22 protein-coding genes are annotated in these 25,739 nt (G+C 58.0%); 9 read left to right on the forward strand and 13 right to left on the reverse strand.

Annotation, left to right across the window (positions count from 1 at the left end):
* Positions 1 to 669, reverse strand: coding sequence for a sugar dehydrogenase complex small subunit (locus JK208_RS10210; protein WP_349291980.1), 669 nt, complete (start codon positions 667 to 669; stop codon positions 1 to 3).
* Between the two features lie 43 nt (positions 670 to 712).
* Entirely contained in the window at positions 713 to 1,147 is a 435-nt protein-coding gene (locus JK208_RS10215; RefSeq protein WP_211576066.1) for a heme-binding protein, read from the reverse strand.
* A gap of 499 nt (positions 1,148 to 1,646) precedes the next feature.
* Here JK208_RS10215 and JK208_RS10220 point away from each other — a divergent pair, with 499 nt between their 5' ends.
* Complete coding sequence (locus JK208_RS10220) at positions 1,647 to 3,242, forward strand: carbohydrate porin (RefSeq protein ID WP_249202092.1); 1,596 nt, start codon at positions 1,647 to 1,649, stop codon at positions 3,240 to 3,242.
* An 85-nt stretch (positions 3,243 to 3,327) separates the two neighbouring features.
* On the opposite strand, the gene JK208_RS10225 is transcribed toward JK208_RS10220, so the two are convergent.
* A complete protein-coding gene (locus JK208_RS10225; protein ID WP_211576068.1) occupies positions 3,328 to 4,347 on the reverse strand; it encodes a LacI family DNA-binding transcriptional regulator in 1,020 nt (339 codons plus the stop codon).
* A 186-nt stretch (positions 4,348 to 4,533) separates the two neighbouring features.
* Between JK208_RS10225 and JK208_RS10230 the strand changes: the two genes are divergently transcribed.
* Genes JK208_RS10230 through JK208_RS10240 form a run of 3 tightly spaced genes read left to right on the forward strand, consistent with a single transcriptional unit; the run spans position 4,534 to position 8,346 of the window.
* Complete coding sequence (locus JK208_RS10230) at positions 4,534 to 5,229, forward strand: gluconate 2-dehydrogenase subunit 3 family protein (protein WP_194262661.1); 696 nt, start codon at positions 4,534 to 4,536, stop codon at positions 5,227 to 5,229.
* A 13-nt stretch (positions 5,230 to 5,242) separates the two neighbouring features.
* Positions 5,243 to 7,021 (forward strand): GMC family oxidoreductase, encoded by a 1,779-nt coding sequence (locus JK208_RS10235; protein WP_211576069.1) that lies wholly within the window; start codon positions 5,243 to 5,245, stop codon positions 7,019 to 7,021.
* Positions 7,018 to 8,346: a cytochrome c gene (locus JK208_RS10240; RefSeq protein WP_211576070.1), complete on the forward strand. Its 1,329-nt coding sequence runs from the start codon at positions 7,018 to 7,020 to the stop codon at positions 8,344 to 8,346. Before JK208_RS10235 ends, JK208_RS10240 begins: the two co-directional genes overlap by 4 nt.
* Before the next feature lie 61 nt (positions 8,347 to 8,407).
* On the opposite strand, the gene JK208_RS10245 is transcribed toward JK208_RS10240, so the two are convergent.
* The 3 genes from JK208_RS10245 to JK208_RS10255 all read right to left on the reverse strand — a co-directional run bounded on the left by JK208_RS10245 (position 8,408) and on the right by JK208_RS10255 (position 12,595).
* The gene (locus JK208_RS10245; protein WP_211576071.1) at positions 8,408 to 11,092 is read right to left on the reverse strand and encodes a TonB-dependent receptor plug domain-containing protein; all 2,685 of its coding nucleotides are present in this window, start codon (positions 11,090 to 11,092) and stop codon (positions 8,408 to 8,410) included.
* 99 nt (positions 11,093 to 11,191) lie between these two features.
* Complete coding sequence (locus JK208_RS10250; RefSeq protein ID WP_211576072.1) at positions 11,192 to 12,109, reverse strand: FecR domain-containing protein; 918 nt, start codon at positions 12,107 to 12,109, stop codon at positions 11,192 to 11,194.
* Positions 12,110 to 12,121: 12 nt separating this feature from the next.
* Positions 12,122 to 12,595, reverse strand: coding sequence for an RNA polymerase sigma factor (locus tag JK208_RS10255; protein ID WP_211576073.1), 474 nt, complete (start codon positions 12,593 to 12,595; stop codon positions 12,122 to 12,124).
* Between the two features lie 239 nt (positions 12,596 to 12,834).
* On the opposite strand from JK208_RS10255, the gene JK208_RS10260 reads away from it, so the two are divergent.
* The gene (locus JK208_RS10260; RefSeq protein WP_211576074.1) at positions 12,835 to 14,433 is read left to right on the forward strand and encodes an alkaline phosphatase; all 1,599 of its coding nucleotides are present in this window, start codon (positions 12,835 to 12,837) and stop codon (positions 14,431 to 14,433) included.
* Between the two features lie 17 nt (positions 14,434 to 14,450).
* Here the strand turns inward: JK208_RS10260 and JK208_RS10265 are convergent, their stop codons facing one another.
* Genes JK208_RS10265 through JK208_RS10275 form a run of 3 tightly spaced genes read right to left on the reverse strand, consistent with a single transcriptional unit; the run spans position 14,451 to position 16,756 of the window.
* On the reverse strand, positions 14,451 to 14,639 hold the full coding sequence (locus JK208_RS10265; RefSeq protein ID WP_211576075.1) for a hypothetical protein: 189 nt from the start codon (positions 14,637 to 14,639) through the stop codon (positions 14,451 to 14,453).
* Positions 14,639 to 16,507, reverse strand: coding sequence for a ferrous iron transporter B (locus tag JK208_RS10270; RefSeq protein ID WP_211576076.1), 1,869 nt, complete (start codon positions 16,505 to 16,507; stop codon positions 14,639 to 14,641). The genes JK208_RS10265 and JK208_RS10270 overlap by 1 nt, the downstream gene beginning before the upstream one ends.
* Positions 16,508 to 16,513: 6 nt before the next feature.
* Positions 16,514 to 16,756 carry a FeoA family protein gene (locus JK208_RS10275; protein ID WP_099286286.1) on the reverse strand — a complete coding sequence of 81 codons (243 nt, stop codon included), beginning with the start codon at positions 16,754 to 16,756 and terminating at the stop codon, positions 16,514 to 16,516.
* A 439-nt stretch (positions 16,757 to 17,195) separates the two neighbouring features.
* Here JK208_RS10275 and JK208_RS10280 point away from each other — a divergent pair, with 439 nt between their 5' ends.
* Entirely contained in the window at positions 17,196 to 17,537 is a 342-nt protein-coding gene (locus tag JK208_RS10280) for a metal-sensitive transcriptional regulator (RefSeq protein ID WP_228125535.1), read from the forward strand.
* A 4-nt stretch (positions 17,538 to 17,541) separates the two neighbouring features.
* On the opposite strand, the gene JK208_RS10285 is transcribed toward JK208_RS10280, so the two are convergent.
* The 4 genes from JK208_RS10285 to JK208_RS10300 all read right to left on the reverse strand — a co-directional run bounded on the left by JK208_RS10285 (position 17,542) and on the right by JK208_RS10300 (position 20,980).
* On the reverse strand, positions 17,542 to 17,859 hold the full coding sequence (locus JK208_RS10285; protein ID WP_211576077.1) for a hypothetical protein: 318 nt from the start codon (positions 17,857 to 17,859) through the stop codon (positions 17,542 to 17,544).
* A 32-nt stretch (positions 17,860 to 17,891) separates the two neighbouring features.
* The gene (locus JK208_RS10290; RefSeq protein ID WP_211576078.1) at positions 17,892 to 18,665 is read right to left on the reverse strand and encodes a copper resistance protein B; all 774 of its coding nucleotides are present in this window, start codon (positions 18,663 to 18,665) and stop codon (positions 17,892 to 17,894) included.
* Positions 18,662 to 20,485: a copper resistance system multicopper oxidase gene (locus tag JK208_RS10295; RefSeq protein WP_211576079.1), complete on the reverse strand. Its 1,824-nt coding sequence runs from the start codon at positions 20,483 to 20,485 to the stop codon at positions 18,662 to 18,664. The genes JK208_RS10290 and JK208_RS10295 overlap by 4 nt, the downstream gene beginning before the upstream one ends.
* An 87-nt stretch (positions 20,486 to 20,572) precedes the next feature.
* Entirely contained in the window at positions 20,573 to 20,980 is a 408-nt protein-coding gene (locus JK208_RS10300; protein WP_211576080.1) for a hypothetical protein, read from the reverse strand.
* A gap of 308 nt (positions 20,981 to 21,288) precedes the next feature.
* Between JK208_RS10300 and JK208_RS10305 the strand changes: the two genes are divergently transcribed.
* The 3 genes from JK208_RS10305 (at position 21,289) to JK208_RS10315 (ending at position 25,678) form a co-directional block, all read left to right on the forward strand.
* Positions 21,289 to 21,501: a heavy-metal-associated domain-containing protein gene (locus tag JK208_RS10305; protein WP_077802164.1), complete on the forward strand. Its 213-nt coding sequence runs from the start codon at positions 21,289 to 21,291 to the stop codon at positions 21,499 to 21,501.
* Between the two features lie 120 nt (positions 21,502 to 21,621).
* Positions 21,622 to 23,973, forward strand: a complete 2,352-nt coding sequence (locus JK208_RS10310) for a TonB-dependent siderophore receptor (RefSeq protein WP_249202093.1) — start codon at positions 21,622 to 21,624, stop codon at positions 23,971 to 23,973.
* The gene (locus JK208_RS10315; RefSeq protein WP_211576082.1) at positions 23,960 to 25,678 is read left to right on the forward strand and encodes an ABC transporter ATP-binding protein/permease; all 1,719 of its coding nucleotides are present in this window, start codon (positions 23,960 to 23,962) and stop codon (positions 25,676 to 25,678) included. The genes JK208_RS10310 and JK208_RS10315 overlap by 14 nt, the downstream gene beginning before the upstream one ends.
* Positions 25,679 to 25,739: the final 61 nt, after the last annotated feature.

Below are 25,739 nucleotides of genomic sequence, written 5' to 3' on the forward strand. Positions count from 1 at the left end.
TTAGTGCTCCTGACGGGGTTTGGGAATGTAGGGGGGAGAGGACGGCGTAATGGGTTTGAGAGGAGGCGACTGGGGTGGGATCTTGCTTTCCACACCTGGAGGCGCCGGAGGCGGGGGCGTCGCAGGGAGCGGTGCATGAATTGGAATACCGAGAGGCGGCGGAGCCTCTGTCCACCATCCGGGACGGCCGAAACAGTAGGTTGGTACCGGCAGACCGTCTTTGGTGGGCTGGTACATGAGGGCGTCGTAGTAAGCGACCATTGGTGCGTTGGTCTTGTCTTCAGTCGAGCCTGTGTACCAGGCGGCATTGAGCGCCAGAAAAGCCTTCTTCAGGTCACCAGATCGATCCAGAATTTCATGTGGCTGGCCGCCCTGTGCTGTAATTCTGGCGAGGGACTGGATCGTGCTGGCATAAGCCGGAAATGTGGTCTGCATGGCGGCGCAGAGGCGGCTGCTCAGGACCGGATCGAGATCCGGTCTTCCGGTAATCGCCTTTGAGACACTCAGAAATGTCTCATCGAGTGGGGGTGCTGCAAGCGCATTGGCGCGGCCGAGGACGGAATTGCCGATTGCTACAGAGACGCTGCCCATGATGGTGCCGAGCAGGAGCGAACGGCGCCCTAGAAGCGGGGTTCCGGAAGAGAGGGGCGGAGGGCTGACTTTTTTCACAGCACTGTTCCTTTTCCAGCAGACTCCGGAAGAGACGTAACCATCATTTCAAAGCCTCCACCGCGGCATTTGCAGCCTCGGAATCCTGAGCGTTATTGCCGCCGCTCACGCCAATGCCGCCAACAATCTGTCCGTTACGGAATATCGGAACGCCACCACCGGCGGGCATGGCGTCTGGAAGAGCCAGAACTGCCATTTTTCCGCCACTCAATGCGGTTTCGAAAGCTGAAGATGGCCGCTTGTAAAAGACTGCGCTGACAGCTTTCCGTTTTGAGAGTTCGAGGCTGGCAAGCTGCGCTTCTGCCATACGTTCGACGAGAAGCGGTTGTCCCGAAGTGTCCACAACCGTCACGACAATGGCTGTATGATTGGATGCAGCTCTGTCTTCTGCGGTCCGCGCCAGAATGCGTGCCTGAGCAAGAGATATGTTCGAGGACGATGGTTCATCTGCCTGAACAATCCTGGGAATGATGCTCACCCCGAGAACCGTCACATAACAGATGTGTCGGAAGAGCTTATAATAAGCCCCGGTGGGCCTATTCCTGAATAGCAGCACGTGGCGCGCCTTTCGGTCATATTTCGTAACGGCTAAGGGGCATTTGCCATGAGACTCAGGAGTCCACCTAGATCGGTCTAATTCACTATATTGTGACAAAGTATGGAAATAAGGGAACTTGTCTTGTTCTGGTGAGGGGGCTTGGCCCTCTTGATGGCAAGGGATTGGCTATTATCACAATGAAAAAAAACCATTTTTTCATTTGGCCGAAAATTGGAAAATTTGAACCGATCTAAATTTTTGACCGGTCTCTTAGTTTTGCGAGAAAGCCTTCACAGATTTCGTGATGAGGGGCGGGATGGGAAATGAGAAAATTATATGGCATGTCCGCTCCGCAGATGACGAGAAGTACTTATCCGCTTTGATTCGGAGTCGTTGAATCAAGTTTGAATAAGTATCAAAGCGTTTTACTGGAATGGAAATGTCTAAGGATATATTAGAAATATATCGTTTTGGAGGTTCACTAAATAAGGCATCAAGATTCTATAAAATATTTTTATATGTTACTTTTATCTTTTCATATTCTGGATTAAATTCTTTTGTTTCTGCTCAGGACCTGAGTAATACTCAACCTCAATCCCAAGCTCTGGGGCCTCAGCAGAATGCCTCCACACCTTTAAATTCGGTTCAGCAGAATGCGCCCCCGCAGGTCGCTATCCCGCCGGGTATCTTCACCACTTACCCGGCCCCACCTTTGTCGCCTCCCCATGCGGCCCCGTCGCCTATTACAGAAGGGCCGCCCTCCATTTTCTCGGACCCGTTCGGTATGACGTCCTGGCTGAGAAAAAACGGTATTGGGTTTCATTTTGATAATACCAATGAGTATGCAGGAGCGCTTCAAAACCCAACGAAAGGGCCCCACTATAAAAACTATAGAGATGGATCGAGTAACGCTGGACAGTATTCAGCCAATCTTGTTGTTGATTGGGAACATCTGGCCGGTATCAAAGGCTTTGTGACGCGCATGACGACCATCGGTCGATATGGAACAACTGCCAACAGAATGTTTGGTGACTGGTTAGCACATAGCTCCGAAATCTATGGTGGTGGTGGAAATGTGGTGGTGCACCTTGTTTCTCTTTACGGAGAAGAAAGTCTGTTCGGGGGACGGTTTCTGATTTCAGGTGGCCGGATGTCTCAGATGTCTGACTTCGCCTCCAGCCCCATTTTCTGTAGCTTTCAGAACAACTCGTTCTGCGGCCGTCCCAAGGCCGCGGCGGATAGTAATTATTATGGCAGTTATCCAGCGGCGACATGGGCGTTTCATATGAAAGGGCGGCCTCGAAAAGATCTTTATATTCAGACGGCTGTATATTTCGCTGAAAATGGCATCTACATGAATTACCAACATAGAACGGGATTCAAATTCAACGGAGCCAATATTGTTGGCTATGAAGTTCCGGTCGAAGCGCAATGGGAGCCACATTTCGGAAGTCATCATAATCTTCCGGGCCATTATAAACTAGGGTTTGTGTATGACGATGTTCGTCGCCCTGATAATTATTATAACACCAAAGGCCAATCCTATTATGTCTATGGTGGCGTTCAGCGCATGCGAGACACATCGTGGCAAACGTATTTCATGTTCGATCAGAAAATTATGAACTATTCCAAAAGACCAGAAACGGCAGGACTGACATTCATGGGGGGGTATATTTATAATTCCCCTCATACTGCCGTGCGCGATTTTGAGGTCTATGGCGCTTTGATCAGTCAGGGACTGATACCTGGTCGTCCGGAAGACATGTTTGGTGTGGCTTTTTCTTATGTCAGCATTGCCCCTGGAACGCGTGATACGACGCTCGCGATGGTTGCGGCGGGGAAATATGTCGGTATGCCCAACCATGCGACAGGCGTTCAGACCAACGCCGAGGTTTTCGAAGTCGATTATTCCATAAATGTGATGCGCGGCGTAACGTTCAGACCCGATTTTCAGTATTATATGAACCCTAACGGACAAGTTGGTCTGCGCAATTCGGCGATGCTCGGCTTCAAATCTTATGTGTCTCTCTTTTAGATCGATCCATGGAGTTATGGTTATGATAATTTCCCATATACAAACCGCTCCAAGGAACCCATCGGCTACACATCATTCGGAAGGATCAGGGCGCGTGGCCTCCGCAACTCTGACGCACCATCAACTGTCCGGACACCAGAATGCGGGTACTGGAGGGACTGGCATTTTCAATTCTGTCCAGCAGCAGGCGCGCAGCGTTGCGACCAACGCCCACAGGATCTGTGATGATCGTTGTCAGGGGAGGGAAGGACGTCGCGCTCTGCGGCAGGTTGTCGGCACCGATCACACCGAAATCGCGTCCGGGCATTTTCCCCAGAGACAGCAGATGTCCCATCAGGGACTGAGCGACCATATCATTGTAGCAGATGAAAGCATCCGGCGGACTGGAGGACGCCATGAGATCCGGGAGGCTGCCGAAATCAGCCAGATTTCCCAGATTGGTGGGGATGATCAGGTCATGGCGGAGTTTGTGTCTTTTGAGGGTCTTCCGAAAACCGTCCAGACGTTCCCGGGCGGCAGAATGTATGGCTCTTCCCCCAAGGAAGGCAATGTTCTGCCGACCATGTTGGATGAGATGTTTGACTGCGAGAGAAGTACCCTCCGCATAATCGGGGCCGACATAGTCACCGCCCGTCTGCGAGACATGTCGCAGAACCTGCACGCAGGGGATGCGGAGGTTTGCGATTTCGGACAGGAGCGCTTCGGGCGTTCCAACGGCCGGACAGATAATCAGGCCATCCACCCCATGTTCGCGCAGACGCCGGATCTGTCTGAGCTGTCTCTCGGGGTTTTCGGCGCTGTTGACCAGGATTGCGACAATACTGGCTTCCACGATGATCTCGTCGATCCCCAGCATCAACTGGCTGTAGAAAGGGCTGCCGATATCACAAAGAACCAGTCCGATGGTGCCGGTTTTCTGCCCCCGGAGATTTGCGGCACCTCGATTGTAAATATAGCCCAGCTTGTCCATCGCAGCGATGACCCGTTCTCTCGTGCTCACAGAAACCAGGGGGCTGCTTCGAAGAACAAGAGACGCAGTGGCGCGCGAGACCCCTGCTTCAACAGCAACAGAATTGAGAGTTACTGCTTTCTGAGGGCCATTCATGCTTGTCAAATCCCTCCTGGGAGCTGCGGCGTGTCGTCATTATTCAAAATACGGTCTCTCCGGGAGCGGATCTCTTTTTCGTGAGCATCCCATACTTCCTCAGGTGCGCAAAGGGAAAAGGCAGAGGGATGCCATTATGCAGAATCATTTCATGTCGTCACGTCATGTGTGTCAGTGGAGTATCAAATGAAGCTACCTTCTTCAACGCGGCGGAATTTCACCGCGGGTCTTTTGGGGTCAACGTCGTTCTGGATTTACGGGGGCCACAAGGTCTGGGCTGATGCGTTGCAGTCGGAAAGCAGCCGACCGTATCAACCGCAATATTTTACGCCCGAGGAATGGCGTTTTCTGAATGCCGCCTGTGCGAGAATATTCCCTGCAGATGCTCATGGGCCTGATGGCGCGGTACTCGGGGCGCCGGAGTTCATCGATCGGCAGATGAATACTCCTTATGGCCATGGTGAGTTGTGGTACATGTCCGGCCCGTTTCGGTCAGGGGCGCCTAATCTGGGGTATCAGCTCTCTTTGCCGCCGCGTGATCTCTATCGACAGTCTATTGAAGCTGCGAATGCCTACGCGCGCCAGCTTAAAGGACAGCGTTTCGACGAGCTTGAACCTTCGGACCAGACCGCTCTTCTCAAGACGTTCGAACAGGGAAAAATGATGCTGGGCGCGGTACCTGCCCATACGTTTTTCGAGCAGCTGCGCCAGAACACGCTCGAAGGCGTTTTCTCCGATCCCCTTTACGGCGGCAACAAGGGTCTTGCGGGCTGGATGCTTCTCGGCTTCCCCGGCGCGCGGGCTGATTTCATGGACTGGGTCAACCAGAAAGGGGCGCCGTATCCTTTCGGGCCTGTTTCGATATCTGGCGAAACTGCCTGAGGATTTTCAGAATATGTGTGCAAAAAAAGTTGATGCCGTTGTGATCGGTGCGGGCTGGGCGGGTTCAATCCTGGCCAAGGAACTGACGGAAGCGGGGCTGTCTGTTGTCATGCTGGAGCGTGGTGATGAGCGCGCCACTGCTGTTGAGGGCGATTATCCAACCTCCATCGACGAACTGAGGGGGGCGATCCGTCATCGCCTTTTCCAGAATATGTCGAAGTCTACCGTCACGATCCGGAACACGCTGGATCAGGAAGCCTTGCCATATCGCCGTTTGGCAGCGTTCCTGCCGGGCGAGGGGGTTGGCGGTGCCGGTTTGCACTGGTCTGGCGTGCATTTCCGTGTTGCGCCGGACGATCTGGCCCTGCGCACCAATGTTGTCGCCCGTTATGGCAAGAGCTTTATTCCCGAGGGTATGAATCTTCAAGACTATGGCGTGACCTATGAAGAACTGGAGCCGTTTTTCGACAAGGCGGAGAAGGTTTTCGGCACGTCAGGAGAGCCATATACAATCAACGGGAAGGTTGTGGGGAAGGGAAACCGCTTTGCCCCTGACCGTTCCGATGCCTTTCCGCTCCCGGCGATGGGCGATGTTTATTCGGCCAGTCTGTTCAGGACTGCCGCTGCCAGCGTGGGTTACCACCCGTATGCGCTGCCTGCCGCGAATGCGTCGGCGCAATACACCAATCCGTATGGTGCGCAGATGGGGCCGTGCAATTTCTGCGGATATTGCAGTGGATATGACTGCTACATGTATTCGAAGGCCTCCCCGAATGTGAACATTCTTCCTGCGCTGCGTCAGGATTCAAAGTTCACACTGATCACCAAAGCGCATGTTCTTAAAGTCAATCTGGATGCTGACAGGAAAAAGGCGACTGGTGTGACCTATCTCGATCTGCGAACCCAGAAGCAGGTCGAGCTGGACGCTGATCTTGTCATTATCAGCGCTTTTCAGTTTCACAATGTTCATCTGATGCTGCTCTCGGGTATCGGAGAGCCTTATGATCCGAAACAGAATACCGGAACGGTCGGACGGAATTTCGTCTATCAGACAATCACGACGTCCCGGGCCTGGCTTTCTCCCAAACAGTACACGAATCTTTTTGTCGGTGCGGGTGGGGCAGGTGTGGCGATTGATGATTTCAACAGCATGAATTTCGATCACGGCCCTCTTGGTTTTGTGGGCGGATCACCGGTCTGGGTCAATCAGGCGGGCGTCAAGCCGATTGCGGCGGCTGTTGGCGGGCCGGGCGGCAAGGCTCCCACATGGGGTGAAGGGTATAAAGACGCAATGGTGGACACGTATCGTCATTCTCTGACGATCGACGCCCATGGCAGCAACATGGCGTATCGGGATGTTTATCTGGATCTTGATCCTACTTACACCAATGCCTATGGGCAGCCTTTGCTGCGGATGACGTTTAACTGGAAAGAGAACGACATCCGTAAGAACCAGTATGTGGTTGGTAAAATCGAGCCTGTTATCAAGGCGATGGGAGCAACCCGTTATTCTTTGGGAATGCTGAAAGACGGCGAGGTTTTCGATACCCGCCGGTATCAGACCACACATCTGGGTGGAGGCGCTGTCATGGGTACTGATCCCAAAACCAGTTGCGTCAACCGTTATCTGCAGAGCTGGGACGTTTCGAATGTTTTCGTCATCGGAGCCAGCGCGTTTCCGCAGGGAATGGGGTATAACCCGACCGGTATGGTTGCGGCTCTGGCTTACTGGGCGGCTTATCATATCCGGACGACCTATCTGAAAAATCCAGGTCCGATGGTGCAGGCATGACATACGGTTTGTTTTCCCGCGCAGCGTTTTTCAGCGCTGCTGTCCTGCTGACAGGTTTCGTTTGGGATCTGCATGCAGAAGATACAAATGCCCGTGTCAAACAGGGACAATATGTTGCGGAGGCTTCTGACTGCAGCGCCTGTCATACGGTCAGCGGACGGGGTAATTTCGCGGGCGGCATGGAGTTCAAGCTACCGATTGGATCGATCTATTCATCCAATATCACTCCGGACGCCACACATGGAATTGGTGCCTATTCAGAGGCCGAATTTTCCCGTGCCGTACGTGAAGGCGTACGCCGGGACGGAGCAAGCCTTTATCCGGCAATGCCCTTTCCGTCCTATGCCCGCATGAGCGATTCAGACATTCATGCTCTGTATGTCTATTTCATGAAGGGTGTTCAGGCGGTTGATCAGCCAGCGCCTTCCAACCGGATTGCATGGCCGCTGTCCATCCGTCTGCCGATGACCATCTGGCGGGCGGTGTTCTCGCCTTCTATCCGCGCGGCACAGAAAGACGTCATGCGGTCTCTTCCCAATGATGGTATAGGACGCGGAGCTTATCTTGTGGAAGGGCCGGGTCATTGCGGGGCCTGCCATTCTCCACGAGGACTGGCGATGCAGGAGAAGTCGCTTTCAAACAGCAGTGGATCACTGTTCCTCTCCGGGGGCGCGCCAATCGATGGTTTCGTCCCGACCAGTCTGCGGCAGGATCAGCGGACCGGTCTTGCGGGCTGGTCCGAAGACGATATCGTCCAGTTTCTTGCGACCGGTCGTAACCGGCGGGGTGAAGCATTCGGAGGTATGACCGATGCCATTTTCCATGGAACGCAGCATCTGACGGATGCAGACCTCCACGCGATGGCGCAGTATCTGCTGTCGCTGCAACCGCATAATCCGGCTTTGTCGGCATGGAGGTATGATCCGGAAGCGGCGTCCGCGTTACAGGCGGGAGATGTTTCGGCTCCGGGAGCCAAGGTTTATGTGGATCATTGTGCGGCGTGCCATCGTTCCGATGGTCGTGGATATGCGCCCGCTTTTCCGCCGCTCGCGGGTAATCCGGTGCTCATGAGTGATGATCCGGCCTCTCTGGTGCATGTGGTGCAAAGTGGTGCGGTGCTGCCAGGAATGACCAGAGCGCCGTCCGCCTTTGCCATGCCGGCCTATGGAAACATGCTCAGCTCGCAGCAGATTGCAGATGTCGTAACGTTCATCCGAAAAGCATGGGGAAACAATGCTCCGCCAGTCACGGCTGCAACAGTGGACGAGCTTAAGAAAACCGCACCGGAGACGATGAGGAAGCAGGGTATTATTCCGCTGAACTGAGACTGCGGGAAATGCCGGTGAGCCGCCCGGTCGGAAGGGCTCGCCGGCATTCAGGGCATGTTCAGAAAGCTGCGGACACCGTTCCGAAGAACATGCGCGGGGCCGTGGGGTAGCCGGTATAGGTGCTGGCATCTCCGGCGGCGATCGTGGACCAGGAGCGCGCATTCGTCAGGTTGCTGGCGTTGAACTGGAGCTTGAGGCTGTTCATGTGCGGGATCTGGTGGAACGTGTAGCTGGAGCTGAAGGCAAGCTGCACGCGCGGCGGCACCATGACGCTGTTGGTGATGGTGCCCGGACGGACGCCCATATAGCTGCCGCTGAACTGGGCGTTAAAGCCACCCTGATTGTAGTTGACGGCGAACTTGTCGGACCATGCCGGAATGGCGGGAACCTTCTTGTCCTTGGTGGCATAGAGCGTCGCGCCATCCATGAAGTCGTTGCCGTAGATGCTGCTGACATAGGACACGGCATCATAGATCGAGAAATGCGGTCCGAAGCGCAGCGTAAACGACATGTCCATGCCGTTTGTCGAGACGCTGCCAAGGTTTGCCACCGTATTGCCGACGCCTGAAATACCCTGACCCGGCGGCGAAATGGTGCCGAGGCGGTTGTAGAAATCGACGTGATAATATTCGAGCTGTCCGCTGACCCCGGTCAGGATGCGCGTATTGATCGGATGGCTGGTGCGGATGCCGGTTTCATAGGTCCAGGATGTTTCCGGCTTACCGCTGCGCTTGAACTTCTCGAAATCCGCCTGATCCGATACGGCCCAGGGTGAGGTCGAGCCGTATCCGGTGGCGGCAAAGGAGTTCATGTTCTCCTGAATATTGGCAAAGAGCTGTTCGTGCTGCGTGACGTTCCACAACGCACCGAAGGCGGGCAGGAACGGTTTGTAAGACGGAATGGTGCCGCCCGCGACGGTGTGGGTGCTGGTGTCGACGATCGTCTTCGCCCCCTTCACCGAAGAGGCGAGAGACTGCGGCAGAGCGGCCACCGGGAGGGTGCCGTTCGTATAGACCATCTCGGACTTGAAGCCCGCCGTTAGCGTCAGACGTGACGTCACCTTCCAGCTGTCCTGAAGATGCGTGACGAAGGTGTTGGTGTAGAATGCGTTGTTCCACTGCGTGAACAGCGGGTTGGTCGGGCGTGTATAGGGTGTCAGCGTGTCGTTCTGCGTCAGCGGATACCAGTAGCGGCCCTGTTCGTTATTGTTGCGCTCATACCAGCCGCCCAGTTCGATATTGTGATGGCCGAGGCGGTAATGCAGCGTGCTGATCAGGCCGCCGCGATAGTCGCTGTATTCCGTGGTGCGGACGGCAAAACCCGTGCCGCCCGTGGCGTTCCAGACTTTCGGATCGATCCCTGCGACGCTGTAAGTGAACTGGCCGTTCTTAATGTATTTCGTGCCGGTCGGGTCGAGATAGGAGCCGAGGATCGTCAGGATTGCATTCGTACGGATGGAGGTCGCGACCACGCCTGCACCGTCGTCATAGTGGAAGTAAAGCTGGTTGTCCCAGTTCAGGTTCGGGGAGAACCGGTGGGAAATTTTCAGATAGGTCAGGTAGTCCGTGCGCTGGGCGGCGGAGAAGTAATATTTGTTGTTCGGCGTTGCCGGTCCGGCTTTGGTTGAGCTTTCAGCCGGATACCCCGCCATGGCGGCGTTCAGGTCCGGGAAGAAGGCCCCGCGTGCATAGAGATCGGTGGGAGCCGTCAGACCCTGCGTGTTGGGCTCGGCCTTGTTTTGCCAGTCGAAATAGGCGGTGATGGTGGTGTTTTCGCCCTTATGGACAAATTTTCCGTTCACCTGATAACCACCCTGCCGGTTGGCATTGCCGAGATTCCAAGGACGGGCGTCCTGACGGGCAAACGCCATATAGGCGGAATTGCCGTTGCCGAAATTGCCAGTATCGACGCGCGCGAATGTCCGGAATGTGGAATAGCTGCCGAAGGTCTGGTTGATCGTGGCACCAGCCTTCTTTTTCGGATCGCGCGTGGTGAATTCGATCGTCCCGCCCAGATTGCTGGTCGAGGCCGTGCCGAGCGCGCCTGCACCAGAGGACAGGGACGTCGATCCGATGTCTTCACTGATCGCCGCGCGCTGCGGGGACAGGCCGTTATAGTTGCCATAAGCCCCGGCGCCGAGCGGCACGCCGTCCATCGTGTAGCCGAGCTGGTTCTGATTGAAGCCGTGGACGTAAATGCTGGAATTCTGTTCGTTATTGCCCCACGGATCGACGTTGGTGAACGTCACACCCGGCAAAAGATCCAGTGCCTGCATCGGGCTCTGGCCCGGCATCAGCGTCTGCATTTCGTCGCCGCTGACGCTCATGACCGAGCGCGTGCGGTGGCCGGTGGCGACGATCTGTTCGATGTCATGCGCCTGCATCTCACGCAGGCGCTGGGGCTTTGGGCGCGCGGACGGGTCCTTGCGGATGATGACGCCGCCATCAGGCATGGCCTCGGCTTTCAGTCCGCTCCCGCGCAGCAGGCGCTTGACCGCATCGTCGGGCGACAGCGTGCCGTCCACGGCGGGCGCACGCAGATGGGCCACGGCATCGGAGGTGAAAATGATATTGCGGCCCGTCTGATGCCCGAGCGTTACGAGGGCCTGTGCCATGGGCTGTGGCGCGATATGCACCGGAGCGCTCGGGGCTGCGCAGGCGCTGGACAGCGAATGCGTCAGAATGGTCGCGCCTGCCGACAGAAGCAGAACGGTGCGGCGGGGGTAGCGGGAGGGCGGGGTCATGGGGCTCGTTTCCTGTCGTCGGGCCTGAAAGCGGTCTCGACAGGAAGACAGATGAGAAAATGAAAACCTCAGCGCGATGCAGCGGTTTTCATCGAAACGTCACAAAGCGACGATTTCGTAAGCGTTATGGGCCGGACGGATCCGCAGGGGCAGCAGATGCGGGAGCATCTGCAAAAACGCATCCCCCTGCCGCACATGATACACGCCGCTCAAACGCTGTGAGGCCAGACGCGGCGCGGACAGGACGATCTGGCGGGAGGCGTAACGGTTGATTTCCTGAATCACCTCCGCCAGCGGCTGATTGCGGAATACCAGTTCGCCGCTCTGCCAGGACAGCAGCGTCTCCAGATCGGGATAATCGATGTTCCAGCCGCCGTTGCGATCCATCCGCAGGCGCTGTCCGGGCATCACCCAGCGTCCGGCGTCCCGCAGGGCGGCGGCGGTCAGGAACACCTTGCCCCGGATGGCCGTGACTTCCGTATTGCCGCGATTGATGCGGATATCGGCGGATGTCTTGTCATGAAGCTGTACGGTCATGCCGTCGGCAGAAAGATGGAAAGGGTCCGGTCCGGCCACCGAGAGCAGGATCTGCCCGTGACACAGCCGCGCCTGCTGCCCGTTCGCGCCCACCACAAGGCGTGTCTGGGTATCGAGGCGGCAATCGGTCCGGGACGTGAGGCGGACGTCGCGGATGCTTCCAATTCCGGTCTCTTCGATCCGGCTGGCATGGGCACCTTCCCATGGCGGAACGGCCAGAAAAGCCGCAGCCACCAACCCGGCCAGCGCATGCCGTCGGCTGAGCACGGGGCGTCGGACGGTTTGAACTGGTTTTGCAACGACGACTGGCGTGCGTGCGCCTCCTGAGAGTTCCCACAGTTCCGTCAGATGTTCGAAAACCGGTCCGTTCCGGGGATCGCTCGCCAGCCAGTCGCGGAACATGTCATGGTCGAGCGGTGTGCAGTCCTCAGCATGGAGGCGTGCAATCCATTCTGCCGCGCGGAGTTTGATGACGTCCATCAGATTGGTATTTCAGTGATCCATCCATGTTGAAAGGAAGATCAGCGCCTTTGCGATATGTTTTTCAACGCTGCTTTCACTGATCGCAAGCGATTTCGCAATATGGCTGTACTTCATTTTTTCCACACGGTTCATCAGGAAGATCTGTCGGGTCCGGTCTGGAAGCTGTTCACAGCCTTCGTGGAAATGCGCCAGTCTTTGTGTTGATTCGTAAATATCCTCCTGCGAGGGCGCAGGGTCGGGGATATTGACGAGGGTTTCGAAGTCGTCCGCCGCCTGCACATATCCCTGCCGTTCGCGGCGGATTGCGTTGAGGGAGGAATTCACGGCGCTTCGGGTGATATAGGCGTCCTGATGCTGCACGCTGCCTTCGGGGCGCTCGAAATAGCTCATGAGGGCGTTCTGAAGGTGGTCGTCCGCATCCTCCCGACGGGTCCGGGAACGCACCCTGCGATAAAGGCGCAACCATTCCTGCTGACAGCGCATCCATGTTCCCGTTTCTGGATGTTTCCGAATCACCACGCCCTGAAAGGACCCCTCCGAGCTGCGGCGCGATAGCGTTTAGGGAATTCGCGCGGCTACATTCGTGACAGTTTCATGAAATGGCGTTTGGGGGAGTGGGCAAATCTCCATTTCATGTGTCCACAGAGCGGAGGGCGTGTGTCCAAAGACCTCTGGAAGCCCAGTTCCGCAGGGAGCCGGGCTTCGTAGGAAAGAATTGCTGCATGGTGTTCATGAAACGTAGAAGCCTGCTGACCGGCCTTGGTGCGGGTCTCCTCCTCTCGACGCGCGTCCGTGCGCTGCGGGCTGCTGTCCCGCGCGATCTGGAGAAAAATCCGAGTTTTAAAGCCACTCCGTTCCAGCTTGGCGTGGCTTCCGGCGATCCGGTTTCGGACGGTCTGGTGCTGTGGACGCGTCTCGCGCCCGACCCGCTGGAAGAGGCAGGCGGCATGGAGGCTCTCAAACCGGTTCTGGTGGGCTGGGAGGTCAGCGAGGACGAAACGTTCTCGAAACCCGTGCAGAGCGGACAGGCGCTCGCTCATCCGGAGCTTGGCCATTCGATTCATGTTGAGGTTGCGGGGCTAAGGCCGGACCGGCCGTATTGGTACCGCTTTCACATTGCGGGCTATCAGAGCCCTGTTGGGCGGGGGCGTACGCTGCCGATGCCGGGTGCGCCGCTGTCGCGCGTGCGTTTTGCCGCAGCCGGCTGCCAGCACTACGAATATGGCTACTACACCGCCTGGCGCGCCATCGCGAACGAGCCGATCGATTTCGTATTCCATTATGGCGACTATATTTACGAAGGCGCGGATAGCGGCGACCATCTGCGCGATATCGACGGGCGCAAGGCGCATGTTCTGCGGCGTCATGTCGGGCCGGAATGTTATTCGCTGGACGAATATCGCCGCCGCTATGCCCAGTATAAGCTGGACCCGGACCTTCAGGCCGCCCATGCCGCGACGTCGTGGATTGTCAGTTTTGACGACCACGAGATCGACAATAACTGGGCCGGAGATACCGATCAGGACGGCACACCGCCGGAGATTTTCCGTCTGCGCCGCGCTGTCGGACTACAGGCGTATTACGAGAACATGCCACTGCGGGCGACGTCCATTCCCGATGGCAGCCACATGCAGCTTTATCGCAGTTTCAGCTTCGGCGACCTGATGAACATGTTCGTGCTGGATACGCGCCAGTATCGCAGCGATCAGGCGTATGGCGACACGAATGCGGCGCAGGGCAAGGATGTCTGGTCTCCCGAGCGCACCATGATGGGCGCGCAGCAGGAGCAGTGGCTGTTTGATGGTCTGGGGCGGTCGGACGCGAAATGGAACCTGCTGGCGCATCAGGTCATGATCATGGATCTGGCGCATCGGAAGTCCGCGCATTCAGAACTGACCTACAGCATGGATCAGTGGTCGGGCTATCTTTACAGCCGCAAGCGCCTGCTGGACTTCATCGATACGCATTGCCCCGGAAACGTGGTGAATGTGACGGGCGACGCGCATCGGCACTTCGCCGGGGATCTGCTGATCGAGCCGGGGCGCGGCAAACCGGTTTCGGTGGAGTTCCTTGCGACGTCCATTTCATCGGGTGCGGATGGTTTGGGCGACGACGATCATTTCAGTCGCATTGCCCGCAGCGAAAACCCGCACCTGAAAGCCACGACCGACAAGCGCGGTTATGTTTTGTGTGATGTGGGGCCGGAAGTATGGCATGCCGATCTGAAGACGATCGATCGGGTCATGGTACCGGGGGGCAAGCTGTCCACTTATGCCAGCTTTGCGGTTGAGCGTGGCAATCCGGGCCTTCAGAAAGCCTGAAAAAGAGGGCGGCTGCCTTAATGGCAACCGCCTTTGCCCGAACGGTCGCAGCCCGAACAGCCGCCGCAGCCCTTGCCTACGGTGGACTGTGGCGTGGACAGGCCCACAGCCGTTCGCACTCGGCCCCATCCGGCGGGAAACAGACGAGCGTACCAGTAAATGGCGGCCGCGCAGACAATCAGGACGGCAACAGCAAATTCGAGCATCAGGGAGCTCCCGTAATGGCGCGGGTGATGTGATAGGTCAGAAATGCGGCCAGATAGGCCAGACCGAACAGATACGCCGCAGCTCCCAGAACGGTTTTGATCGATCCGGTTTCCCGACGCATGACAGCCAGCGTCGAAATGCATTGCGGCGCATAAACATACCATGCCAGCAGCGAGAAGGCCGTGGCCATGCTCCACTGCGTCGAGAGCAGGGGCAGAAGCCTGTCGGCCGCCCCGTCATCGGTGGCTCCGATGGCGTAGACGGTGGCCAGCGAACTGACCGCCACTTCACGCGCTGCAAGGCCGGGAATGAGCGAAACGCAGATTTGCCAGTTGAAGCCGATGGGTGCGAAAACCCACTGCATCAGATGGCCGATCCGCCCCGCCAGACTGTAATCGATGGCCGGTCCCGGCGCGCCCGCAGGGGGAAGCGGGAAGCTCGAGAGCGCCCAGAGCAGCACGTTCAGCGTGACGATGATCGTGCCGACGCGGGAGAGGAACATCACCGCCTGTTGCCACAGTCCGAGCGCAAGGCTCCTGAGATTCGGGCGGCGATAGGATGGCAGTTCGAGCAGCAGCGGATGTTCTTCGGACTTCACACCCCGCGTCATGACCCGCGCGGCGATCACGCCGCTGATGATGGCGACGGCATAGAGCCCGAACAGCACCAGCCCCTGAAGGCCGAAAATCCCGAGCACGCTCCGGTGTGGCACGAACGCGCCGATCAGCAGTGTATAGACTGGCAGGCGCGCCGAGCAGGTCATGAGCGGCGCGATCAGGATCGTGACCAGACGGTCCCGTGGGTTCTGGATCGTGCGGGCGGCCATGATGCCGGGAATGGCGCAGGCGAAGCTCGACAGCAGGGGAATGAAGGAGCGTCCGCTCAGTCCCGCCAGCGCCATCAGCCGGTCGAGCAGGAAGGCCGCGCGTGGCAGATAGCCGGATTCCTCAAGTGCCAGAATCCACAAAAACAGGATGAGGATCTGTGGCAGGAACACAATGACCGTGCCCGCACCCGCCAGCACACCGTCCGCCAGCAGACTGTGCAGGACGCCGCCCGGCAGCGGTTTGAGAACGATCTCTCCAAAAAGCGAGATGCCATTGCCCAGACCGTCCATGAGCGGTTGCGCCCACGCGAAGACGGTCTGGAACATGACGAACAGCACGATCAGAAGAATCACCGGGCCCCAGACTGGGTGCAGAAACACGCGGTCCAGCCGGTCCGTCAGGCGGTCCGTTCCGGAGGCGGGATCGACGACATAGGTCGCGAGCAGCCGCCGGACTTCCATATGCGGGTCCAGCCCTGCCGGAAGAGGCACAGGCGGAGCCGGGAGGGGAAGGTCCAGCGCCTGAAGCAGCGGCATCACGCCTGCGCGGTTGAGGCTGATCACGGGGACGATGGGGATGCCCAGATCGGCCTGCAATCCTGCGACGTCGATCTGAAGACCGTGGCGGCGGGCTTCGTCCATCATGCTCAGTGCGACGATGACGGGAAGACCCAGCTGCTTCAGTTCCAAAAGGAAGCGCAGATGCAACCGCAGGTTGGTCGCCGAAATAACGGCTACCAGCATTTCCGGTCGGGGTTCGGTCCGATGACGTCCGAGACAGACATCGCGTGTGACGTCCTCGTCCGGGCTTGTCGAATCAAGACTGTAGGCGCCCGGCAGGTCGAGCACGCGGATGGCGCGGCCGTTGGGTGTGGTGAAGAAGCCTTCCTTGCGTTCAACCGTGACGCCTGCGTAGTTGGCGACTTTCTGACGGCTGCCCGTCAGCTGGTTGAACAGGGAGGTCTTGCCGCAGTTCGGATTTCCGACGAGGGCGATATGCAGAGAGGACGCGGGTGTCTGCGGGGACTCGGTTGCACTCATGGGGTGTCAGGAAACGGTCCGTAGGCCGACGCGGGCGGCTTCGCCACGACGCAGGGCAAAGCGTGATGTGCCCAGACGCACGGCAATCGGATCTCTGCCCATCGGACCGGTCGCGACGACCTGTACGGCTTCGCCGGGCACGAAGCCCAGTTCGCCGAGGCGTGTGGCGATCGGGTCCAGAGGCGCACGCTGTTCGACCTTTTCGATCACGGCATGTCCGCCCTTGGGCAGTGTATCCAGATACAACATCAGTTCCGTACCCCGGTGAGTATGCACGGAGGCTCACAGGCTCCGTCCTCCGTTCTAGATAGGCGCATCCGGCCCATCCGGGAAGGGGAGTGAGAATGATTTGCATCAAGTGCGGTCCGGCGCACTGTCTGGGACTGGAGAAATCGCCGGATTTTATAATAAATTTTACGAAAATCGCTGCTGACGGGACATGTATTGGAGCAACATCCCATATTGAAACGGAATATCTGCACCTTATTGGCGCAACATGAGGTCCGTTTTCCTGTGGGAGACTCGGTTTTTTCGATCGGGAAAAGGCAGATCGGTGTCTGCGGACTGGCAATTCCCGACGTAGCGGGGCATACACACGCGCTACGGGTGCGCTTGAGGGCGGACCCGGATGGGCGGACATGGACCCATGAGTGATGTTCGGATGTCTGACTAAAGGGCGGATCCAGTAATGGCACTATCCCGGAATGAGCATGCAGTGGATGTCTGCGAGAACTGTGCGCCGCTGGACGATGACGGCCGTCGCGTCGAGCAGCCCCGCAAGAAAGCCCTGACGAACCGCGTGCGTCGGATCGAGGGGCAGGTCGGCGGTGTTCTCAACATGATCGAGAACGACCGCTACTGCGTGGATATCCTGACCCAGATTTCCGCCATCAAGTCGGCGCTGGATGGTGTGTCCATCCAGATCCTGTCCTCCCATGCCAATGGTTGCGTGCGCCGGGCGGTGCAGGAAGACGGTGGAGAAGACGCGATTGACGAGCTTCTCCAGGTCGTCCGCCGGATGATGCGCTGACGAATCAGCGGTCCAGCGTTTCGCCGGGGGCTGGCTGGCTCGTCATGCCCATATCCATTTTCTGACAGGCGGCGCGCTGCTGCTTCATCTTCGGCGTCAGCGGGCTGTTCTGTTTGCTGAGCGTCTCAAGATGCGCACACAGGGTCATCTGCTGATCCATGTTCAGTGCGGCCATCGGGTCCTGCGTTTTGGGGGACGACATGGTCATGGCGTTTTTGCCGCCCATCTCCATATGGCTCATGTCCATGCCGGGCATGGAGGGATCGGCGTAGGCCGTGCCGGTTGCGAGGAGGGCGGTCAGTGCGAGGAGGGTCTTGCGCATGATGTGTGACTTTCTTGTGTGGGGTTTTGGAATCAGAACCAGCTTCGGACGCCGAGGCTGAAGCGGACGGAGCCGGTATCGTCGTGCTGGTCACGGGCGATCCGGCGGGCTTGTGTGAGATATCCGGAGTAGGTCACGGCCACGTAGGGTGCGAATTTCCGCCAGAGTTCGTATCGCAGGCGCAGACCGGCATCGACGTCCGACAGACCGGCGCCAGCCTGACGTCCCGTGTCGGACTTCGTGTAGAAATTGAACTCGGCCTGTGGCTGGAGGATCAGGCGGTTGGTCAGCAGGAAGTCGTAAGAGCCTTCCACGCGGGCGGCGAAACGTCCGCGATCGCTGACATAGGCTGTGGCCTCGAACTCGAACTCATAGAGCGCCAGACCTTCGATGCCGAACGCGCCCCAAGTGCGGGTCGGGCCGTCATCAAGGTCCATCCGCACGCCGCCCTGAAGGTTCCAGTAGGACGAAATCGAGCGCGTATAGAGGAGTTCGTGGTCGCCATCGCTCAGGCGGCCTTTCTCCAGCGTGCCTTCGGATTTGAGCCAGATCTTGTTGTAATCGCCGCCGAACCACGCTTCGCCGTCCCAGCGGAAATCGGTGCCGCCGGGCGCATAGCGGCCTTCAAGCTGGTTGAAGATGCCGTGCAGCCAGGTGCCCTGATCCATGGCGGGTTTGATACCGCCAATATAGACGACGGGGGTTGCTTCCGGCGCATCGGCGGCATGATAGACCGGCTGGGCGGCGCGGGCCGTGCCGGACAGGGCTGCGAGGGCCAGAACCACGAGAGAAAAGGCGTGTTTCATGCCACGATCACCGTGCGGAACATGCCCAGATCCATGTGATACATCAGGTGGCAGTGATACGCCCACATTCCGGGGGTATCGGCTGTCACGAGATAACTCAGCTTCGAGCCGGGCTGGGAAATGATGGTGTGCTTGTAGGGGCGGTAATCGCCCTGACCATTTTCCAGTTCGCTCCACAGGCCGTGCAGATGGATTGGATGTTCCATCATGGTGTCGTTGATGAGCGTGAAGCGCACGCGCTCGCCCAGTTTGAGGCGGATCGGGCCGGATTCCGAGAATTTCCGACCGTTGAAGCCCCAGATATAGCGCTCCATGTTGCCGGTCAGATGCAGAATGATCTCCCGCGTTGGCGGTCGCAGGTCTGCTCCGGGACGTGTGGCGCGGAGTTGTTTGTAGTTCAGGACGCGGCGGCCATTGTTCTCCAGCCCGTCGCCGGGGCTGCCGGTGCGGTCGATGGGCATCATGGCGCGCATCTGGTTTTCGACATTGATGGGCGGTGGGCCGGGGTCGTCCACTTCCATTTTCGGCATGGCCATGTGGCTCATATCCATGCCTTTCATGTTCATGCCTTGCATGTCCATTCCGGCCATGTCGCCATCCATTTTCATGCCGGACATGTCTCCGGACATATCAATGTCCTTCATGCTCTCGCCGGGCTTCATGTTTCCCATGCCCATGTCCACCATGGTGCGGACGGGGCGTGGATCCATCGGCGGAAGCGGCGCGATCATGCCTTCGCGCGGGGCAAGGGTGCCTCTTGCGTAGCCGGTGCGGTCTTCGCTCTGGGCGAAAATGGCATAGGCGCGGTCGTCCTTGGGCTGGACGATCACGTCATAGGTTTCCGCCACGCCGATGCGGAACTCGTCCACCGGGACAGGTTCGATATCGTTGCCGTCAGCCTGCACGACGAGCATTTCGAGGCCCGGAATCCGGATGTCGAAGAACGTCATGGTCGAGCCGTTGATGAAGCGCAGGCGCACCCTCTCGCCGGGCCGGAACAGGCCGCTCCAGTTCATGTCCGGGGCGTGGCCGTTCAGCGTGTAGGTGTAGATCGCGCCCGAGACGTCCGCGATGTCGGTCGCGGCCATGCGCATTTTCGACCAGGCCAGACGGTCCGCGAGGGCCGCGCCCGCGCTTCCGGCCTCCCGCGCTTCTTTCGGGAAGGACGCCGCCGTGCGTTGGCGGAAGACGTAATAGTCGTCCTGCATCTTGAGGTTGCTGACGATGTCATGGGGCATGACATCCGTCCATTCGGCGAGGAAAATGACGTAATCGCGGTCGCAGGCGTTCGGGTCCGGGCGGCGCGGGTCGATCACCATCGCGCCATACAGGCCCATCGCTTCCTGCATCCCGGAGTGGCTGTGATACCAATAGGTGCCGCTCTGATGGAGCTTGAAGCGGTAGGTAAAGGTCTCGCCGGGGGCAATGCCGCCGAAACTCAACCCCGGGACGCCATCCATATTCGCGGGCGTGCGGATGCCGTGCCAGTGGATCGAGGTCGGCTCATCCAGCGTGTTGGTCACGTTTATGCTGACGGTATCGCCCTGCTTGAAGCGCAGGATCGGACCGGGCACCGTGCCGCCGACGGTCGGGGCGTGCATGGTCTTGCCATCGAGCGAAATGCGCGTGTGGCCAACCTTCAGATCCCACCGGTCAGAAGGGGTGAGGGGTATGATGCCCGAAGAGGCCCTGATGGGAACAGCCGTGGACGAGAGCGCATGTGAGGTCCGGGGCAGGGCTGCCAGAAGGCCGCCTGCGCCGATCCCCGTCACGAAACGCCGTCGTGTCAGGCCGCCCCGGAAGCGGGACGGAAAGGTCATGAGGAAAAATCCGCAAAAATGACAGAGGATCAGGCCCTGAATGCCTATTTTCGGCAGCAGGACGGGTCCACGCCGGTCAGGCGTGTGTCAGATTGCGCGGGGTTTGGGGGGCGGTGAGGCGGGGATCCAGTCCGTGCCGCTGAAGCGGCCTTGCAGCCCGGAGGCAAAGACGCGCGCGGCCGTATGAGCCGGGCCGGACGGGTGGACGGACGCCATTGTCAGCATGGGATCGGCCGAGACCGCATGCGTGTGGCAGCAGCCTTCGGAAGACTGCTGCGGATGAGGGATCGCGTGGAACGCTGAGGTTTTGCAGCAATCCGTGGCGTCTGGTTTCTGGTGATGAGCCATGTGATGCATCGTCATGGCGATGTGGGTCATGGCCATGTGAGGGGCTTCAGATCTGGCCTGCGCGGTGGATGCGCCGAGCAGCAGCCCCACCTGCATGAGCAGGCAGGCCAGCAGGCCGATCCAGATCCGGGCATGTGTCCTGACCATCAGAAATCACCACAGAAGGGGAAGAAACGGAGCGATTCATCGTTCGAATCTGATCTGACCCTATACCCAGCCGGGGGATCGGAAAAGACAATTTTTCCGTGTCTGAAAAAATTGTCTTGTCGAATCTGTTTCGGAGGCAATATGAAAATCGCATACCCCGGTGTGGTATATATACCAAAATATGATCGTTAAATAATAACTATTGCTAGAATCGTTTTATGGTGAATAGTTATATAAACCATACCCCCGCATCGTATGTGGATATGCCGTCACCGGGGAGTTTTTCTCTCTTTCAAGGATTTCACGACATGACAGAAACAGCGCACATGACGGTCGAGGGCATGTCCTGCAACGGATGTTCGGGCAAGCTCCAGCGCGCTCTTGAAGCCGTAAACGGCGTAACGGGCGTCGATATCGTGCTGGATGGCGGCAAAGTGACGGTCTCTTACGACCCCGCCCATGTTTCGCCCGCAGCGTTCAGGGGCGTCGTCGAAGACACGGGATTTGACGTCGTTTCCTGAAGCCGGAGCACGCCTCCTCCTGAACAGGAGCGTTTCATTGCCGGCCTCATGCCGTAACACGGTGCTTTTCGTGGAACGGGCTGTTGCATGGGGCTGGCATGTCTCTTTAGGACAGACATTATGACACAGCATGGCATTTCAGCTCGCCGTCGGCTCAACTTTTCCGCTATTTCCCACCATGCCCTGATCTGGGGCAGCCTGATGGCGGGCGCATGCCCGGCGGCTTTGGCTGATACGGTTTCAGAGCGCGCCAGAAACCACCCGTCTGTTTGCCATGCCACACACAGGGCACCGCGTCCTGTGCATTGCGGGGTATCGCGCCGCGCCGATAAGCCTTTGGTGCAGTCTGCGAAAGCTCCTCTCGCGGCCTCTGTTCCAGCGCCTGTCGCGGCCGCGTCTCGCTCTTCCGAAGATCTGGATGCGGCGTCAGACGAAAATATTCAGGTTCTGGGCACCAACCACACCTATACGGCACCTGCTGTTGAAGTCTGGGGGAAAAGCCCCGTGGCGCTCAAGGACGTGCCGCAGTCGATTTCGGTCATCACTCAGCAGCGTATGGAAGATTCCAACATGCTGACGATGGCGGATGCGATGCGGCAGATTAACGGGATCCGCGTCTTTCCCGGCTCTACGGCCAATTCCAATTATTATTCACGCGGATATCAGCTCACGACGTCCATTGATGGCACGCCCAATGCTGCCGGGACGCTGAACAACGCGGCCTTTGACCTGTCGATGTATGACAGGATCGAGGTGCTTCGTGGTTCTTCCGGTTTGTTGCAGGGCGGCGGCGGCGCGGGTGGTGTGGTCAATCAGGTGACGAAGAAACCCGGGATGGACTTCGTCGCGGGTGGGTCGGCCAGCGTGGGCAGTTTTGAGAATTACCGGGTGGATACGGACATCACTATTCCGCTGAACCACTCGAAAACCGTGCGCTTTCGGACGGCGGACCTGTATCAGGACAATCATTTTTTCTACAAATATTCCCATTCGCGCAAATGGCAGGCCTATGGCGTGCTGGAATGGGATGTCACGCCCACGACGACGTTTATGGTTTCCCATGCTGCCCAGCAGCAGGACATTACGGCGCCTTATTATGGCCTGCCGCTGACCACGGCCAATACCCTGTGGTCTGGTAATCGGGATGCGAACCCGAGCCAGAGTTGGGGGTATTCGAACTACATGACGCAGCAGACGATTGCGTCCATCACCCAGAAGCTCTGGGGCGACTGGACCGCGACGGCGCGCGCCACGTTCTATGATCAGGACTACAATACTTTCTATAACGAGCCCTGGAACAAAATGAATCCTGCGACCGGAACACTTCAGTACCGGGATCAGGGGATCTCCAAATATAAAGGCTCCAACACGTCCCGTTCCGCGGATGTGTATGCGCAGGGCAGTTTCAAGCTGCTCAACCGGACGCATCACGCGTTGTTCGGGTTCAACTACAATTCCTACGAGCAGATCACGCAGTATGCTAACGTGAACTGCAACAATATCTACAACAATATCAGCCTCGAAAACACCAATGCCGTCCCTCAGCCTCCGGCAAGCTGCTTTGATTACAAGCAGAATGCCGATGGATACGGGACGGACGACTATGCCTATCAATGGGGGTTCTATGGTCAACTCCGACTGGAAGTGATCCGGCATCTCTCCCTGATTCTTGGCGGTCGTGTTTCACGCTACTATGAAAAACTTCAGGACATCTCCCCTGCACCGAAGGGGGAATGGGTCAATCAGGCCGATCTGCGCGGGCAGCTTACCCCCTATCTGGGCACGGTGTATCAGATCACGCCGAACATCTCCTGGTATGCCAGCTATGCCAGCATTTTCACGCCTGCTGTCGGCAAGCAGAGTTATCGTGGCGGTGGTTTGGCGCCACAGGAAGGCAATCAGGTCGAGACCGGGTTCAAGGCTGAATATTTTCATGGACGCCTGAACCTCTCGTCCGCGCTGTTCCGGATGGAAAGCATCAACCAGCCGGTGCAGGACCCATATCATTCACTGTACTACATCACGACCGGCCCGATCCGCCGTCAGGGCTGGGAAGCGCAGGTTGATGGTCAGATCCTGCCGGGGCTGGATGTGTCGATTGGTTATACCTATCTGGACACGAAGGTTTCGAACGCGAAGGTCAATGATTTCGGGGGTGTTTTCTCACCGCATCACATGTTCAAGTCCTGGGTGCATTACAATGTGCAGGATGGCTTTCTTAAAGGTCTGAACATGGGGGCGGGGATTGATGCGAACAGCAATCTGCGCGGCAGTTACGCCACGACCATTCAGGGCGGTTACATGACTGTGGATGCCATGGCGGGGTATCGCTTCAATCGCCATCTGCGCCTTCAGTTGAATGCGACGAACCTGACCAACCGGTATTATTACGAGCGGGCCAGCGGTCAGTGGCAGTTCAATTTCCCCGCCGCTCCGCGCAGTTTCATGGCCACACTTCGTGCAAACTACTGACGACACCACCCCGCCGCATTCCCTTGCGGACTGGAAAGTTCTCTTTCCTTACTGGAAGTCCGAAGAGAAGTGGTGGGCCTGGTCCCTTCTGGGCGGGACCATCGGGCTGTCTGTGCTCTACGTTCAGTCCGCCGTCTGGTTCGGGGCGTGGTATCACCGGTTTTTCGATGCGTTCTTCGCAGGAGAGGTCGGGCGCTGCCTGGGGATGTTGCCGTTTTATCTTCTGGTGACACTCGGTTCTGTCGTGGTGCATGCGACGCAGACCTATCTGACGCAGGTTCTCTCGATGCGCTGGCGTCTGTGGAACACGAAGGTCTATCTGCGGCAGTATCTGTCGGAAGAGGCGTATTACCGGCTCGAACATGGCTCCAACCGGGCCGACAACCCCGACCAGCGTATTGCGGACGATCTGTCCCAGATGACGGTCCAGACCCTCAAGCTGGGTCTGGACGCCATTGATGCGGTGACCACGTTGCTGTCTTTCGCAGTCGTTCTGTGGAACATCGGGGGGGTATTGTCTTTTGACTGGCATGGCCGTCATTTCCAGATCCCGGGCTATCTTTTTCTGGGCGCGGTTCTCACGTCCCTTTTGGCTTCCGGGATACTGGAGCGGTTCGGCGCGCCGCTGATCGGTGCGAATTACCGGCAACAGCATTTCGATGCCGATCTGCGTGCCGGGCTGATGGATGTTCGGCGTAATTCGGAGCAGATCGCCTTTTATGGGGGCGAAAACGCCGAGCAGTTGCGACTGTCCGGTTATCTGACCCATATCGCCACGAACTGGCGCAGCGTTGTGCGCTACACATGGCGGGTCAACTTCATCAGTGAGTTCTATACCGGAGTCGCAACGATACCGCTTTGGCTCATGCTGGCCCCTAAAGCCATAACCCATGCCCTGAGCTTCGGGCTCTATTCGCAGATCAATTCGGCCTATACGCAGGTGCGGATCAGTCTGGAATGGTTCATTTTCAACTATGCCGATCTGGCCACCCTGCGCTCAGTGCTTCAGCGTTTGGGCGAGTTCGAGCGGGTTGTCAGCCAGCCTTCTGAAAGCGGAATTGTGCGTTTCGCTACCGAAACGACTGCCGTGCAGATCCGGGATCTGGTCCTGAACCTGCCAGATGGAAAGCCGATTGTGCAGATTGGCGATCTGACGATGCAGGGCGGCGAACGCTGGCTGGTTCGCGGGCCGTCCGGTTCGGGGAAAAGCACGTTCCTGCGGGCGCTGGCCGGGCTGTGGCGTCATGGGCGGGGGGAGGTCTCTTTCAACATCAGGCAGGCCATGTTTTTGCCCCAGCGCAGCTATGTTCCGTCCGGGACACTGCGTGAGGCGCTGAGCTATCCCGCAACATCCGACCATTACGACACCGCCTCCTGCCAGCAGGCTCTGGAAGCCGTCAATCTGGCGGGATACGGCCATCGGCTGGACGATATTGCGGACTGGGGCGCTGTGCTGTCTCCGGGCGAGCAGCAGCGTCTGGCCGTGGCACGGGCGTTGCTGTTCCGGCCTGCGATCCTGTTTCTGGACGAAGCGACGTCTGCGCTGGATGACACCAATGAGCGCCGTCTTTACGAAGCCCTTCTTTTCTTTCTGCCCCACACCACATGCATCAGCGTTGCGCATCATGATGCGCTGCGTGTTTTTCATGATCGCGAGATTGTTCTCGGGAGTGGAAAAGCTGCTTTTTTCACTCTTGAAAAATAGGGGTATGGGGTATATTTCTTGCGGAGTTTCCCTTCCGCTTCCCTAGCCGACAGGACCTTTT

The organism is Gluconobacter sp. Dm-74 (assembly GCF_018256135.1).
GTDB lineage: Bacteria > Pseudomonadota > Alphaproteobacteria > Acetobacterales > Acetobacteraceae > Gluconobacter > Gluconobacter cadivus.

Coding starts and splice junctions, on each gene's coding strand:
- JK208_RS10220 (WP_249202092.1), top strand. CDS start 1,647: ATGTCTAAGGATATATTAGAAATATATCGTTTTGGAGGTTCACTAAAT.
- JK208_RS10225 (WP_211576068.1), bottom strand. CDS start 4,347: ATGAATGGCCCTCAGAAAGCAGTAACTCTCAATTCTGTTGCTGTTGAA.
- JK208_RS10230 (WP_194262661.1), top strand. CDS start 4,534: ATGAAGCTACCTTCTTCAACGCGGCGGAATTTCACCGCGGGTCTTTTG.
- JK208_RS10235 (WP_211576069.1), top strand. CDS start 5,243: ATGTGTGCAAAAAAAGTTGATGCCGTTGTGATCGGTGCGGGCTGGGCG.
- JK208_RS10240 (WP_211576070.1), top strand. CDS start 7,018: ATGACATACGGTTTGTTTTCCCGCGCAGCGTTTTTCAGCGCTGCTGTC.
- JK208_RS10245 (WP_211576071.1), bottom strand. CDS start 11,092: ATGACCCCGCCCTCCCGCTACCCCCGCCGCACCGTTCTGCTTCTGTCG.
- JK208_RS10250 (WP_211576072.1), bottom strand. CDS start 12,109: ATGGACGTCATCAAACTCCGCGCGGCAGAATGGATTGCACGCCTCCAT.
- JK208_RS10255 (WP_211576073.1), bottom strand. CDS start 12,595: ATGCGCTGTCAGCAGGAATGGTTGCGCCTTTATCGCAGGGTGCGTTCC.
- JK208_RS10260 (WP_211576074.1), top strand. CDS start 12,835: ATGGTGTTCATGAAACGTAGAAGCCTGCTGACCGGCCTTGGTGCGGGT.
- JK208_RS10265 (WP_211576075.1), bottom strand. CDS start 14,639: ATGCTCGAATTTGCTGTTGCCGTCCTGATTGTCTGCGCGGCCGCCATT.
- JK208_RS10270 (WP_211576076.1), bottom strand. CDS start 16,507: ATGAGTGCAACCGAGTCCCCGCAGACACCCGCGTCCTCTCTGCATATC.
- JK208_RS10275 (WP_099286286.1), bottom strand. CDS start 16,756: ATGTTGTATCTGGATACACTGCCCAAGGGCGGACATGCCGTGATCGAA.
- JK208_RS10280 (WP_228125535.1), top strand. CDS start 17,196: ATGGCACTATCCCGGAATGAGCATGCAGTGGATGTCTGCGAGAACTGT.
- JK208_RS10285 (WP_211576077.1), bottom strand. CDS start 17,859: ATGCGCAAGACCCTCCTCGCACTGACCGCCCTCCTCGCAACCGGCACG.
- JK208_RS10290 (WP_211576078.1), bottom strand. CDS start 18,665: ATGAAACACGCCTTTTCTCTCGTGGTTCTGGCCCTCGCAGCCCTGTCC.
- JK208_RS10295 (WP_211576079.1), bottom strand. CDS start 20,485: ATGACCTTTCCGTCCCGCTTCCGGGGCGGCCTGACACGACGGCGTTTC.
- JK208_RS10300 (WP_211576080.1), bottom strand. CDS start 20,980: ATGGTCAGGACACATGCCCGGATCTGGATCGGCCTGCTGGCCTGCCTG.
- JK208_RS10305 (WP_077802164.1), top strand. CDS start 21,289: ATGACAGAAACAGCGCACATGACGGTCGAGGGCATGTCCTGCAACGGA.
- JK208_RS10310 (WP_249202093.1), top strand. CDS start 21,622: ATGACACAGCATGGCATTTCAGCTCGCCGTCGGCTCAACTTTTCCGCT.